The organism is Mycobacterium sp., assembly GCF_036488105.1.
Taxonomy (GTDB): domain Bacteria; phylum Actinomycetota; class Actinomycetes; order Mycobacteriales; family Mycobacteriaceae; genus Mycobacterium.
This window is the reverse complement of record NZ_DASXHW010000109.1, coordinates 43,390-56,434: the sequence shown is the minus strand read 5'-3', so window position 1 is coordinate 56,434 and position 13,045 is coordinate 43,390. Positions and strand designations below refer to the sequence as shown.

The following is a 13,045-nucleotide window of genomic DNA, read 5'->3' as shown; positions in this document are numbered from 1 at the left end:
ACCATTGCCATACCCCGGAAATCACCCTCACCTCGCCCGTGACCGCCACCGGTATCTGGGCGATGGAGGACTGGGTCATATTCGGCAATGGCAACGAACTGCACGGCGCGGGCCATTACCACGAGACATATGAAAAGCAGGACGGCACTTGGCGGATCAAGACGCTGCACCTGACTCGGACCATCCAGCAGATCACCGGTGACAATGCGTGATAGCGATCCGCGCTTCGACGCGCTCGTTATCGGTGCGGGATTTTCCGGCTTGTACACATTGCATCGGCTGCGTCAGCTCGGGCTCCGGACCCGGGCGTTGGAGATGGCCGAAAACGTCGGTGGCACTTGGCTGTACAACCGCTACCCCGGTGCGCGGTGTGACATCGAGAGCATCGAGTACTCGTACAGCTTCTCCGAGGAAATCCAGCAGGAATGGGTGTGGACCGAGACCATGCCGGCCCAGCCCGAGGTGGAGGCCTACCTGAACTTCGTTGCCGACCGCCTTGACCTTCGCCGTGACATCCAGTTCGGCACCAGGGTCGTCGCGATGACCTTCGACGAGCAGGCGGCGGACTGGACGCTGCGCACCAAAGCCGGTGAGAGTCTGAAGGCCCCGATCGTCGTCGCCGCGACCGGAATCTTGTCCGCGCCGCTGGAACCCGACATCCCCGGGATAGCCTCCTTCGCCGGGACGTCGTTGTTCACCAGCCGCTGGCCGAAGGACGGCGTCGACCTTGCCGGACACCGGGTCGGCGTCATCGGGACCGGCTCGACCGGTGTCCAACTCATCCCGGTGGTTGCTCGAGAGGCCGAGCAGCTCTATGTGTTTCAGCGTTCTCCGGCCTACACCCTGCCGTGGCGGGTGCGGCGCTTCGAGCCCGGCGAGCTGGACGAGCTGAAAGCGCACTACGACGATATCCGGGCGGCCCAACGAGCCCACCCGGTTGGAGCGGCGCGGCTGAGCGCCTTCTCGGTGCTGCTCGGGATGCTCGGCAAGCCGCCGTTGAAGACGGCGTCACGCGAAGATCAACTACGCGCCGTCGAAGAGGACGGCGTGCTGGGCGCGCTGAATTGGGGTGACATCTTCTTCGACTTCGAGGCCAACCGGATGGCGGCAAGGTTGTATAGCGAGGCGGTAGCCCGGATCGTCAAGAACCCCGAAACGGCGGCCTCGTTGGTGCCCGATCACCCGTTCGGCTGTAAGCGGCCAATCATCGACCAGGGCTACTACGAGGCGTTCAACCGCGACAACGTAACGCTCGTCGATTTGCGCAAGGGAGCGATCCGCGCCGTGAGACCGTCCGGTATTCGCACCGACCAACGTTCTTACGATCTCGACGTGATCGTCTATGCCACCGGCTTCGACGCAATGACAGGCGCGTTGAGCCGCATCGACATTCGTGGCCGCGACGGACTTTCGCTCGGCGAATTCTGGGCCACCGAAGGGCCGCTGTCCTATCTGGGGCTGGCCGTCGCCGGCTTCCCGAACCTGTTCACGATTCAGGGCCCGGGCAGCCCGAGCGCGGCCACCAACTTCGTCGCCGCCCTCGAACAGCATGTGGACTGGATCTGTGACTGCATTACACATATGCGCACCAACGGTATTCGCACCATCGAGGCATTGTCGACCGCGCAGCAGGAGTGGATCGACCATGCCACCTCGTTGGTCGCCCCGACCGTTCTCGTCCATCCGTCGTGCAACTCCTGGTACAACGGTGGCAACGTGCCGGGCAAGAAACGGATGTACATGGGTTACACCGGCGGAATCCCTGAATACCGGCGCCGCTGCGACAAAATTGCGGCCGCCGGTTACACCGGTTTCAAACTGGCGTAGGTGAGCGGCATGTCGTTGGCGACGCGCAGCCTTGGCCTAACCCACGACGTGGTCCGCGAGCTGGGCATGGTGGTGCCTCGGACCGTGGCCGGCCTCAACGAGTCGACCGGGTGGACGCCGGCGTCGCCGCGCGGGGTGCGTCAGTTCGGCGAGGTCATGCTCGATGAACTTGTGCTATCCGGGTTTTCGCTGCTAGGCGGAACACCAAAGGCGATCCGGTCGCCGGACGCGTGCGTCGGGGCAGCCGAGGAGTTGTCGGCGCTGGGCATCGATCACGCGCATGCCGACCCAGAACCGTTGCAGGTGCAGACGACACAGCGACGGCGCATCGCCGGTCTGGCGTACGAACGGCTGACGTTCGAGCACGATCCAGCGCTGCCGAAGACGTTGGCGGCCGAGGGTCTCGGTGGCCCAGCGAGGGCCGTGGTGCACCTGTGCCGCCATACCGATGGCCCCCGGCCGTGGCTGATATGGGTGCACGGCGCCGGCCAGGGTGGCGCCGAAGACCTGCTGCTGACGCGGATCGGACGGATCCATCACCAGTTGGGATTCAACGTCGCAATGCCGGTGCAGCCCGGCCACGGCTGCCGGCGGCGCGAATGGCCGGCGTACCCGGACATGGACCCGCTCGGCAATGTCGCCGGCATGATGCGCGCAGTGTCGGAGGTACGCGCCGTGGTCAAATGGGTCCGGCCGCAAGCCAGCGCGGTTGTGGTGTCGGGGATTTCGATGGGCACCCCAGTGGCCGCACTGGTGTCACACCTGCAGCGGGACATCGACGCGGTTGGGCTGTACACCCCTATCCTCGGACTGAATGCCATGATCGCACGACACCTGGGACGTTGGGGCTCGTCGAGAGATGTATTCCGCGAGTTGCTGGCATCCCCGGTGGTCTCGCAACTGACCTCGGTCATCGATCCGCTGGCCGTCGACCCCGGGCCTCCGCCACATCGGCGGCTCATCGTCGGTGCGTGGCACGACCGGATGGCGATGCGCGAGCCCACGACCGCGCTGCAGGACCGGTGGGGTGGCCAACTGTACTGGTATGACGGCAGCCACGTTGGTCACATATTCTCGCGGCGGGTGCGGCGAGTTACCGAGCGATTCCTGCGCGAAGTTGAGCAGCTGTAGAGCCGTACTGCCGAATGATCCGGGAGCGAACGCAGTCCAGCTCGTCATCGAGGGCATGAGCTTGTGGTAGTGCGACCCACTGAAACGCGATGCCGAACACCGCGGCGGTGATGTCCTTGACGGCAGCATCGATATCGATATCGGATCGGACTGAGCCGTCGTCGATACCGTTGCGCAGGCCCGTTTCGACTTTGACCGCACCGCTGGTGAGTTGGGCCTGGACCCGTTGGCGCAGAGGCGATGTCGTCTTCGCTGCTTCGAACGTGGCAACGAACATCGCCCGCAGGAGTTCGCGATCCTCGCCAAGGATTTCCTGTATGCGATCGAAGTGCGCGAGGACCTGCTGCATGCCGATGGTGCTCGGGTCGGGTTCGGGGTTGAGCCGCTTCACATACTCTCCGAGGAAGGCTTCGAGGATGGCGTCCTTGCTGCCGTACCGGGCGTGCACCATGGCGCGGCTGTATCCCGCGCGGCGCCCGATCTCTGCGGCTGTGGTCGCTTCCCAACCCTTCTCCACGATCAGCTCAGCCGCGGCGTGTAGTAAGCGGCGGTTCGACAATTCCACGCGCTCGGGTTGGGTGAGCCCGCGTGCAGGGGATGGCACGGTTGCATTTTAAACCCTCGACAACTATGTTAGTTGTTCATCGTCAAATATCTTTCAGGAGCGCGATGATGACACTGGCCGAAACGCGTGTACCCCGCGCAATCGACGAGGTGACGGTCGAGTGGCTCAGCGAGGCCATGCGCGCAGACCACGCTTCGTCGAAACGTCTGACCGTCAATGCCATTCGTGTCGAACAGATTGCACAAGACACCGGATTCTCGTCGCTGCTGTACCGGGTTCACCTGACGGGCGAACCCGGCGCGCCGTCGACTGTCATCGTCAAGCTGCCCGCCCAATCCGAGGCGCGGTGGGCGATGGACATGCTCGGCGGCTATCGGCGAGAGTTATCGTTTTACCAATACATTGCCGGCAGGGCCCCGATAAACACACCACATGTCTACGCCGCCGGGATGGCTGAGGACTCAGCGGATTTCGTGCTGGTGCTCGAGGATCTGCGAGCCTGGGACAACGCTGATCACCTGGCGGGTCTGTCGATGCATCGGGCTCGGTTGTGCATCGAGCAGCTGGCCGGCATGCACGCTTGGTCGGTCACCACCACCGACGCGACGGCGCTCGACGCGTTTCCGAGCCTTGACGCGCCGATTGTCCGCGACATCCTGCATCCCGCCTTCGAGCTCGGATGGCGCGTCTACCGCGACAGGTCGGCGGTGGCGGTTCCCACCGCGGTGGCAAGGTATGCCGAACGGTTCGTTGAACTGGCGCCGAAAGCGCTGGCCGCTTTGACGGTACGGCCGATGTTGCTGCACGGGGATATCCGGGCCGACAACATGTTCTTCGACGGAGACTCGCTGAAGATTGTCGACTTTCAGTTCGCATCTCGGGGTGCCGGTGCGACCGATGTCGCGTACCTGATCAGCCAAGGGTTGCCCACCGAGGTGCGTCACGGACACGACGAGCAGCTGGTGCGCGAATACCTTGCTCGGCTCGCCGACAACGGTGTCACTGACTATTCGTTCGACGAGGCGTGGCGCCACTATCGGCTTGCGGTCGCCTATCTGATGCTTCTCCCCGTCATCACGCTCGTCGGCTGGGACACGATGCCGGAGCGCTCACGCGCCTTGTGCCTGAAGCTAACCGAACGGGCGGTGGCCGCCATCGACGACCTGGACGCAACTGAGGTGTTCGAATGAGCACCTCATCCCGCACGGCCCGCGAGGTCGTCGAGCTCTACAACCTCGTGGTGTGGAACAAGCGCGACTTCGCGCTGGCCGAGGAGTTGATCGGCGACACGGTCACCCGGCATGAGGTGGGCGAGGCGACCCTGCTCACGCACGAGGAGGCAGTCAACCGCATCACCGATCACTGGGCGATGTTCGAGGCCATCAGATTCGACCTGAATCTGGTGGTTGCCGGTGACGATGGCGAACACGTCGCCATCGTCTACCAGTCTCCGATGACGCTCAAGGATGGCACCAATGTTGACGTCGGCAGCATGGAGATCTTCCGCGTCGTTGCCGGGAAGATCACCGAAGTCTGGAATTGTGGCTACAAGCAAGGAGTTTGGAGTTGATCAAGACGCTCGACGAATTGGGTTATTACCTGCTGGCCGGAGCCGGCGGTGAGGGGCCGGCCACCTTGATGGACGAGGCCCGCCGCGGCGAGGAGCTGGGCTTCGGCACGGCGTTCATCTCAGAGCGCTGGAACGTCAAGGAGGCGTCGTCACTGGTTGGGGCGGCGTGTGCGGTGACCAGCCGGATGCAGATCGCCACCGCCGCAACCAATCACAACACCCGACATCCGCTGATCACCGGATCGTGGGCAACGACGATGCACCGGCTGTCCGGCGGCCGCTTCACTCTCGGCGTGGGGCGCGGTATCGCCGCCATCTATGGGGCATTCGGCATTCCGGCGGTGACGACCGCACAGATGGAGGATTGGGCGCAGGTCATGCGCCGGCTCTGGCATGGCGAGGTGATCTTCAACCACGACGGCCCAATGGGCAAGTACCCCATCCTTTTTCTCGATCCGGATTTCAAGGAGGACATCCGGCTTGCCCTGGTGGCGTTTGGACCCAACACATTGGCGTTGGGCGGCCGGGTGTTCGATGACGTCATCCTGCACACCTACTTCACGCCGGAGACGCTGCAGCGCTGCGTCACAACCGTGAAGTCCGCCGCCGAAAAGGCCGGTCGCGACCCCGACAGCGTACGGGTGTGGTCCTGCTTCGCCACGGTCGGCGACCATCTCCCGGAACAGCTGCGGTTGAAGAAAACCGTCGCGCGTCTGGCCACCTATCTTCAGGGCTACGGGGACCTGTTGGTGCAGACCAATAACTGGGACCCCGTTGTCCTACAACGGTTTCGGGCTGACTCGGTGGTGACGTCGATCGCCGGCGGGATCGACCACAAAGCCACACCCGAGCAGATCGAGCACATCGCGACGCTGATTCCCGACGAGTGGCTGGAGCCGTCGGCGACCGGGTCGGCGAGTGAGTGCGTGGAGCGGATCCGCAAGGAATTCGACTACGGGGCCGACGCGCTGATCATGCACGGCGCCACCCCCGACGAACTCGAACCCGTCGTCGCGGCGTACCGAGCGACCTGATAGGAAAAGGTATGTCGCAGTATTTGAAGGACAAGGTCATTATCGTGACCGGCGCGGCGAGCGGTTTCGGCAAGCTGATTTCGGAAAAGTGTGCCGCCGGTGGCGCGAAGGTTGTCGGCGTCGACGTCAGCGTCGAAGGCTTGAACGAGGTATTCGACGGCATCCGGGCCGCCGGCTTCGAAGGGACCGCCCACGTTGCGGACGTCACCGACATGGCCCAGGTTCAGGCGGCGGCCCAACACGCCGTCGACGCCTACGGTCGCATCGACGTGATCGTGAACAACGCCGGTGTGATGCCGCTGGCGTTTTTCGCCGATCACGAACGCGCGTGGGAGAAGTGGCACAAGGCGATCGACATCAACATCAAGGGTGTCGTGAACGGTATCTCAGCCGTCTACGACACCATGATCAAGCAGGGCCGCGGTCAGGTCGTCAACATTTCGTCGATCTACGGCAATGCCGGAACCGAAGGCTCCGGCGTCTACAGCGCGACCAAGGCGGCCGTCGATGTGCTGTCGGATTCGTTGCGGGTCGAGGCCCAAGGCAGGATCAAGGTGACCACGGTCAAGCCGACGGGTGTTCTTGGAACCAATCTCGCCGCCGGGGTCGTCAACGAGGCGGCGATCATCGGCATCGTGGGGCAGAAGGGCGCCCAGTTCCTCGAAAATGCCGGCAACTTGCAAACCGGAGCGCTTCGACCCGAACAGATGGACGTGGACTCCGTGGAGTACTGGCTGATCAGTCCCGATGATCTGGCGAACGCCGTGGTACATGTCATCGACCAGCCGTGGGGAATCAACATCAGCGACGTGACCGTTCGCGCCAGCGGCGAGAATTACGTCTGCTGACCCTCAGGGCATGATGACGGTCCGGCACACCGGTTCGGCGGCGGCCTGCCGGCTCGACAATCCCCGCCGCAACGACGCTAGCAGCGCGTCGCGCGTCTCGTGTGGATCGATCAGCTCATCAAAACCCATGTGCTCGGCGGAACGGTAGGACGCCTGCAATTCTGCATCGCGCAGCTTTGCGGTGAGGTCTTCACCGGCGTGCGATGCCTTGCTCAGCGCCGCCGCGCTCATCGCACCCATGGTGGCGCCCGGGTAGGCGAAGGTGGCGCCTTGGCCGTCAAAACTCAACAGCGACATGACCATTGAGCCGAATCCGTAGGCCTTGCGCAGTGTCACATGCAGCTTGATCGTGGTGGCCGCAGTCTGCGCGGCGAACATGCGGGCGCCGGCCCGCAGCACCCCGCTGCGCTCAGACCGGCTCCCGGGCAACATGCCTGGGTTGTCGGCAAGGAAGACGATCGGCAGGTGAAACGAGTCGGCCACCATGATGAAATGCGCCGCCTTGTCTGCGGCGTCGGCGTCGATGGAGCCGGCCAGCACCTTGGGTTGGTTGGCCACCACCGCGACCGGATGGCCACCGAGATGGGCGAGCGCGCAGATGATCGCCCTGCCGAACCGGGGCTGGACCTCGAACCAGTCCGGCCGGTCGAAAATCACGTCGAGCACGGAGTGCATGTCATAGACGCGGCGGTTGTCGCGCGAGACGATCTCGATCAACTCCGGCGTCGGCCGCGGCTGTGTCGTCTCGTCGTCGGGCAGCGGCGACGGGTATGACCATGCGCTGGACGGGAAGTACGACAGGTAGCGACGGATGTCGTCGAGCACCGCCTCGTCGTCCTCGCCGACGTTATGGATCACCCCGCTGGCCAACGCCACGCCGGGTCCGCCGAGGTCCTCCTTCGAGATGTCTTCTCCGGTCGACTCTTTGACGACGGGAGGCCCGGCGGTGAAGATGGCCCCCTGTTCGCTCATGATGCGGAAGTCGCACACCGGCGCCACCAACGCGCCGTGCCCGGCCGACGGGCCCAACACGGCGCCGACGGTCGGCACCCGGCCCGAGCATTGCGCCTGTGCGAGTAGGTCGGTCGGGGAGCGTCCATAGTGCCCGCCGCCCGGACGGAACCCCGCACCTTCGAGCAGCATCACCAGCGGAATCTTGTCCCGGAGCGCCAGTTCGGCAATGCGGTAGCGCTTGGAGTTGCCACCGGGCCCGATGCTGCCGGCCAGCGTGGTGAAGTCTTCGGCGCCGAGCATCACCGGTGATCCATTGATCAAGCCGGACCCGACGACGATGCCGTCAGCTGCGGTCTCGCCGCCGACCAACGTGCCGATTTCGCGAAACGTCCCAGGATCGAGAAGGTGGTCGATGCGCGCCCGTGCATCGAGTTTGCCCTTGCCGTGGTGCTTGGCCAACCGCTCCGGACCGCCCATCGCCAAAGTGCGCTGGCGGCGATTCTCGAGATCGTCGAGCGTCTCCTGCCAGTCGGGGGGCTTCGTCATTGGCACGTCCTCACTCGTCGGCCGCCACCTACTGAAGTGCTTACTGTAGCGTCTGCGAGAGGTGCACGGCCAGCGGCCGGCGGCGCTGCAGCGTTCTTGCTACCTCTGCGCGTAGCCGACATTGACCCTACCGAATCGCTTACTGTAGCTTCACGAGTATGACGCTTGAGCGCTCAACGCAAGCGTGCGGCCTCAAGGTCGACGGCGGCGTCTTCACCGACCTCGCTCGCGTGCCCGAACTGGCGGGTGAACTCGAGCAACAGGGCTACGACGCGTGTTGGACCGGCGAGATCAACCATGATCCGTTTCTGCCGCTGCTGCTGGCTGCCGAACACACCTCGCGACTCGAGCTGGGCACCAGCATCGCGGTGGCATTCGCGCGTAACCCGATGACCGTTGCCAACGTCGGCTGGGATTTGCAGACCTACTCGCAAGGCCGCTTCATTCTGGGCCTGGGTACCCAGATCAAGCCGCACATCGAGAAGCGATTCAGCATGCCGTGGAGCCACCCGGTGGCCAGAATGCGCGAGTTCGTGCTTGCGCTACAGGCGATCTGGTCGGCGTGGAAGGACGGCACCCGGCTGCGGTTCGAGGGTGAGTTCTACACGCACAAGCTGATGACGCCGATGTTCACACCTGAGCCGCAGCCCTACGCCGCGCCCCAGATCTTCATCGCCGCCGTCGGCGAGGCGATGACCGACATGTGCGGCGAGGTCGCCGATGGCCTTCTGGCCCATGCTTTCACGACACGGCGGTATCTGCACGAGGTCACTCTGCCGGCGGTCCGGGGCGGGCTCGAGCGTTCCGGGCGTGACCGCAGCACGTTCCAGATCGCGTGCCCGGTGTTCGTGGTGACCGGCGCCGACGACGCCGAAATGAGCGCCGGCGCAGCCGGAGTCCGTAAACAGATCGCTTTCTACGGATCGACACCGGCCTACCGCAAAGTTCTCGAACTGCACGGCTGGGGCGACGTGGCGTCCGAGTTGCACCGGCTGTCGCTGCAGGGGGAATGGGACGCGATGACGACGCTGGTCGACGACGAGATTCTGGATGCGTTCGCCGTTGTCGCGCCGACGAACAAACTCGCTGCCGCGCTCAAAGGCCGCTGCGACGGTGTCATCGACCGCGTGATGCCGGCGTTTCCCCGTACCCTTTCCAAGAACACCGTCACCGCGGTATTGCAGGAGCTGCGTCAATGAGGAGCCGCCGATGAGCACACCGACGATGGACGAAGCCGCCAAGGTCCTCGCCGACCCGCAGGCCTATGCCGACGAGACGAGGTTGCATGCCGCACTGACGCATCTGCGGGCCAACGCTCCGGTCTCCCGGGTCGAGGTGCCAAATTACCGTCCCTTCTGGGCCATCACCAAGCACGCGGACGTCCTGGACATCGAGCGCAACAACACGTTGTTCACCAACTGGCCGCGCCCGGTTCTGACGACGGCGGAAGGCGACGAGCTGCAAGCCGCGGCCGGGGTGCGCACGCTGATCCATCTCGACGATCCACAACACCGCGTGGTGCGGGCGATCGGTGCGGATTGGTTCCGGCCCAAAGCGATGCGGGCGCTGAAGCTTCGCGTCGACGAGCTTGCCAAGAACTACGTCGACAAGATGATGGAGGTCGGCCCCGAGTGCGATTTCGTTCAAGAGGTCGCGGTGAATTACCCGCTGTACGTGATCATGTCGCTGCTGGGCATCCCCGAATCGGACTTCCCGCGAATGCTCAAGCTCACCCAGGAGCTGTTCGGCAGCGACGACAGCGAGTTCAAACGCGGCAGCAACAACGAGGATCAATTACCGGCCCTGCTCGACATGTTCGGTTATTTCAATGGCGTCACCGCGTCGCGCCGCGAACACCCGACCGAAGATCTGGCGTCCGCTATCGCCAACGCCCGCATCGATGGCGAGCCACTGTCCGACATCGAGACGGTGTCCTACTACCTCATCGTCGCCACCGCCGGCCACGACACCACCAGCGCGACCATCTCCGGCGGATTGCACGGTCTGATCGAGAACCCCGACCAACTGCACCGGCTGCGTGATGATCTCGACCTGATGCCGCTGACCACCGAGGAGATGATCCGATGGGTCACGCCGGTCAAGGAATTCATGCGCACTGCCGCCGAAGACACCGCAGTGCGCGGAGTACCGATCGCGGCAGGAGAGTCACTGTTGCTGTCCTATGTATCGGCCAATCGGGATGAAGAGGCCTTCGCCGATCCGTTCCGCTTCGACGTCGGCCGCGATCCCAACAAGCACCTGGCTTTCGGTTACGGTGTGCACTTCTGTCTGGGGGCTGCGCTGGCCCGCATGGAAGTCAGCAGCTTCTTCTCCGAGCTGATACCGAGGCTGAAATCGATTGAGCTGACTGGTGACCCAGAAACCGTGGCGACGACGTTCGTCGGCGGGCTCAAGCACCTGCCGGTCCGTTACTCGCTGCGCTGATTAGGGCGCCTCGTCGTCATCCTCGAGAAGCTTCTCGGGGTGATGAAAGGTGTTGATCCGCGGCTAGCGGCAAACCGGCGAAATACACTATTACGACGCACCGTAACGCGGGCCGAGCGCGGCAGATGGCCCGACACCTGTGCCGATGAGCGCCCATCCTGGCCAATACCGGCGTCGCGGCGAAAGAGCTACAAGCGGAAGCGCGAATTCCGTTATATAGCAAGCATGTCGGATATCTCCTGCAGCTCGACCAACGGGAGAAGGTGGCAGATTTAGTGTTGGGGTTCATCGGCTCAGCCGGCTAGGGCTACCGGGACTGGCGGTTCTTAAAGATCGGTGCCACACTCAACCATCACCCTCGATCCGTTCCGTCCGGTCTTAGCCGCCGTCGCAGCTGTACTGCTCGCGGCTGCTGTCGCCCATGCCGACACGCTGGATGCCCAGTTTTTAGGGTTGCTGTCGAAAGACGGGATGAATGTCGGTCCATCGGACCGGTTGATCGCCATTGCGCGTGAGCGGTGTGCCGATGACGGTCTTTCTCGTGATACCGAGCGGAATTGGATCTTCGGCGCGCACCCGAGTCCGTACGCCCAAGCTATGTGGAAGATCAATGCCGAGCTGCAATCGCAGGGTTTAGCGGCTGGGCAGGTGGGGCCATTCGAGCGCGACGCCATTATCGTGTATTGCCCCGATACGCAGAACAAGTGAGCCAATAGCCCAGCAGTCGATCTGGTGTTGGGACACATCGGCTCGGCCCGCTAAGGGAATTCATCATCCTGTAGCAGTTTTTCGGGGTGGTGGTAGGTGTTGGTGCGGGGTTGCCCGTAATCCAAATGCGGCGGTGGGATCCATTCGGTGTCGCCGCGCGCGTTTTTGCGGGTGGTCCAGCCTTGTTCGGCGAGTTTGTGGTTGGGGCCGCAGCCAAAAGTCAGCTCGTTGACGTCGGTGACGGGGTTGGTGGCGTAGGGGTCGTTGTGATGCGCTTCGCAGAGGTAGCCCGGCACGTCGCATCCCGGGAATGAACAACCACGATCCTTGGCGTACAACACAATTCGCTGGGCTGGCGAGGCGAGGCGTTTGGTGTGGTAGAGCGCGAGTGCTTTGCCCTTGTCGAAGATCGCCAGATAGTGGTGGGCATGGGAGCCCAGCCGGATCACGTCAGACATCGGCAGTAAAGTACCGCCGCCGGTCAGCCCGCGCCCAGCGCCCTTCTCCAGTTCCTGCAGCGTGGTGGTGACGATGATGCTGGCGGGCAGTCCGTTGTGTTGACCGAGTTCGCCGGAGGCCAGCAGCGCGCGGGCCGCGGCGAGCAGGGCGTCGTGGTTGCGCTGCCCGAGGCTGCGGGTGTCGCCCTGGATGGCGGCTTGTGAGGGGGTGCCGCTGATGCACGGCTCGTCGTCGGCGGGGTTGCACATTCCTGGTGCGGCCAGTTTCGCGAAGACCGCGTCGATGGTCGCGCGTGCCTCGGGATTGAGATACCCGCTGACCGGCGACATGCCGTCGAGGTCCTGTTTTCCGATGATGAGGCCGCGGCGTTTGGCGCGGTCGACGTCGCTGAAGTCGCCGTCGGGGTTGAGGCAGTCGGTCAGCTTGTCGGCAAGCTTGGCCAACTCATCAGGGCGATGCTCACCGGCCAGGCGGGCCAGCTGGGCCTCGGCTTTGTACCGGGTCTCGATGTCGACGAAATCCGGCAGTCGATGCCAGAACCCGCGAATCACTGCGACGTGACCGGTGCCGATGTCGCCGTTGCGCTGCGCCTCGGCGGTAGCCGGTAACACGGGCGGCAACGGCTCACCGTTCAACGCGCGCCGCTCGCCGAGGTCGGCGGCTTCGTGCACACGCCGCGATGCCTCGGCGCGGCTGATCCGCAACCGATTCGCCAACGCGGGGGCGAGCTTGCCGCCCAGCTCGGTCGGGTCGGCTTGCTCGGCGAGTTGGTTGATCAGCGCGTGTTCGACGGCGGGTTGCCAGCGGCGCAGCTGTTCCCACCGCTGCAATACCCTTAGCCGTTCGGGGGTGGTGAGCACGTCGAAGGTCAGGTCCAGTGCGCGTTTGTAGCCGGCTTCGAGCGCGTCGAGGACCTCGACGATCTCTTCCCGACTACTAGAACGCATGTTCGAATAAT

13 protein-coding genes are annotated in these 13,045 nt (G+C 64.0%); 10 read left to right on the top strand and 3 right to left on the bottom strand.

The genetic code is table 11. From position 1 onward, the window contains the following. The 3 genes from VGH54_RS05995 to VGH54_RS05985 all read left to right on the top strand — a co-directional run. Nucleotides 1–212, top strand: a 212-nt coding sequence (locus VGH54_RS05995) for a nuclear transport factor 2 family protein (protein ID WP_331511016.1), incomplete at its 5' end; no start/stop codon positions are given. Beyond that, nucleotides 205–1,827 carry an NAD(P)/FAD-dependent oxidoreductase gene (locus VGH54_RS05990; RefSeq protein WP_331511022.1) on the top strand — a complete coding sequence of 541 codons (1,623 nt, stop codon included), beginning with the start codon at nt 205–207 and terminating at the stop codon, nt 1,825–1,827. The genes VGH54_RS05995 and VGH54_RS05990, both read left to right, overlap by 8 nt. Before the next feature lie 9 nt (nt 1,828–1,836). Next, on the top strand, nt 1,837–2,958 hold the full coding sequence (locus VGH54_RS05985) for a PHB depolymerase family esterase (RefSeq protein ID WP_331511015.1): 1,122 nt from the start codon (nt 1,837–1,839) through the stop codon (nt 2,956–2,958). Here the strand turns inward: VGH54_RS05985 and VGH54_RS05980 are convergent. Continuing rightward, the gene (locus VGH54_RS05980) at nt 2,921–3,562 is read right to left on the bottom strand and encodes a helix-turn-helix domain-containing protein (RefSeq protein WP_331511014.1); all 642 of its coding nucleotides are present in this window, start codon (nt 3,560–3,562) and stop codon (nt 2,921–2,923) included. The two genes, VGH54_RS05985 and VGH54_RS05980, sit on opposite strands and share 38 nt — an antisense overlap. Before the next feature lie 68 nt (nt 3,563–3,630). On the opposite strand from VGH54_RS05980, the gene VGH54_RS05975 reads away from it, so the two are divergent. The 4 genes from VGH54_RS05975 to VGH54_RS05960 are packed head-to-tail and all read left to right on the top strand — an operon-like array spanning nt 3,631 to nt 6,975. After that, a complete protein-coding gene (locus VGH54_RS05975; RefSeq protein WP_331511013.1) occupies nt 3,631–4,713 on the top strand; it encodes a phosphotransferase in 1,083 nt (360 codons plus the stop codon). Next, the gene (locus VGH54_RS05970) at nt 4,710–5,093 is read left to right on the top strand and encodes a nuclear transport factor 2 family protein (RefSeq protein WP_331511012.1); all 384 of its coding nucleotides are present in this window, start codon (nt 4,710–4,712) and stop codon (nt 5,091–5,093) included. Before VGH54_RS05975 ends, VGH54_RS05970 begins: the two co-directional genes overlap by 4 nt. Beyond that, nucleotides 5,057–6,127: a TIGR03857 family LLM class F420-dependent oxidoreductase gene (locus tag VGH54_RS05965; RefSeq protein ID WP_331511021.1), complete on the top strand. Its 1,071-nt coding sequence runs from the start codon at nt 5,057–5,059 to the stop codon at nt 6,125–6,127. The genes VGH54_RS05970 and VGH54_RS05965 overlap by 37 nt, the downstream gene beginning before the upstream one ends. An 11-nt stretch (nt 6,128–6,138) precedes the next feature. Continuing rightward, nucleotides 6,139–6,975, top strand: coding sequence for an SDR family oxidoreductase (locus VGH54_RS05960; RefSeq protein ID WP_331511011.1), 837 nt, complete (start codon nt 6,139–6,141; stop codon nt 6,973–6,975). A 3-nt stretch (nt 6,976–6,978) separates the two neighbouring features. Here VGH54_RS05960 and VGH54_RS05955 read toward each other — a convergent pair whose 3' ends face one another. Continuing rightward, the gene (locus VGH54_RS05955; RefSeq protein WP_331511010.1) at nt 6,979–8,475 is read right to left on the bottom strand and encodes an acyl-CoA carboxylase subunit beta; all 1,497 of its coding nucleotides are present in this window, start codon (nt 8,473–8,475) and stop codon (nt 6,979–6,981) included. 158 nt (nt 8,476–8,633) lie between these two features. Between VGH54_RS05955 and VGH54_RS05950 the strand changes: the two genes are divergently transcribed. The 3 genes from VGH54_RS05950 (at nt 8,634) to VGH54_RS05940 (ending at nt 11,628) form a co-directional block, all read left to right on the top strand. Next, nucleotides 8,634–9,674: an LLM class F420-dependent oxidoreductase gene (locus VGH54_RS05950; RefSeq protein WP_331511009.1), complete on the top strand. Its 1,041-nt coding sequence runs from the start codon at nt 8,634–8,636 to the stop codon at nt 9,672–9,674. 25 nt (nt 9,675–9,699) lie between these two features. Next, complete coding sequence (locus VGH54_RS05945; RefSeq protein ID WP_331511020.1) at nt 9,700–10,920, top strand: cytochrome P450; 1,221 nt, start codon at nt 9,700–9,702, stop codon at nt 10,918–10,920. Nucleotides 10,921–11,256: 336 nt separating this feature from the next. Beyond that, the gene (locus VGH54_RS05940) at nt 11,257–11,628 is read left to right on the top strand and encodes a DUF732 domain-containing protein (RefSeq protein WP_331511008.1); all 372 of its coding nucleotides are present in this window, start codon (nt 11,257–11,259) and stop codon (nt 11,626–11,628) included. A gap of 50 nt (nt 11,629–11,678) precedes the next feature. Here VGH54_RS05940 and VGH54_RS05935 read toward each other — a convergent pair whose 3' ends face one another. Continuing rightward, nucleotides 11,679–13,034: an HNH endonuclease signature motif containing protein gene (locus VGH54_RS05935; RefSeq protein WP_331511007.1), complete on the bottom strand. Its 1,356-nt coding sequence runs from the start codon at nt 13,032–13,034 to the stop codon at nt 11,679–11,681. Nucleotides 13,035–13,045: the final 11 nt, after the last annotated feature.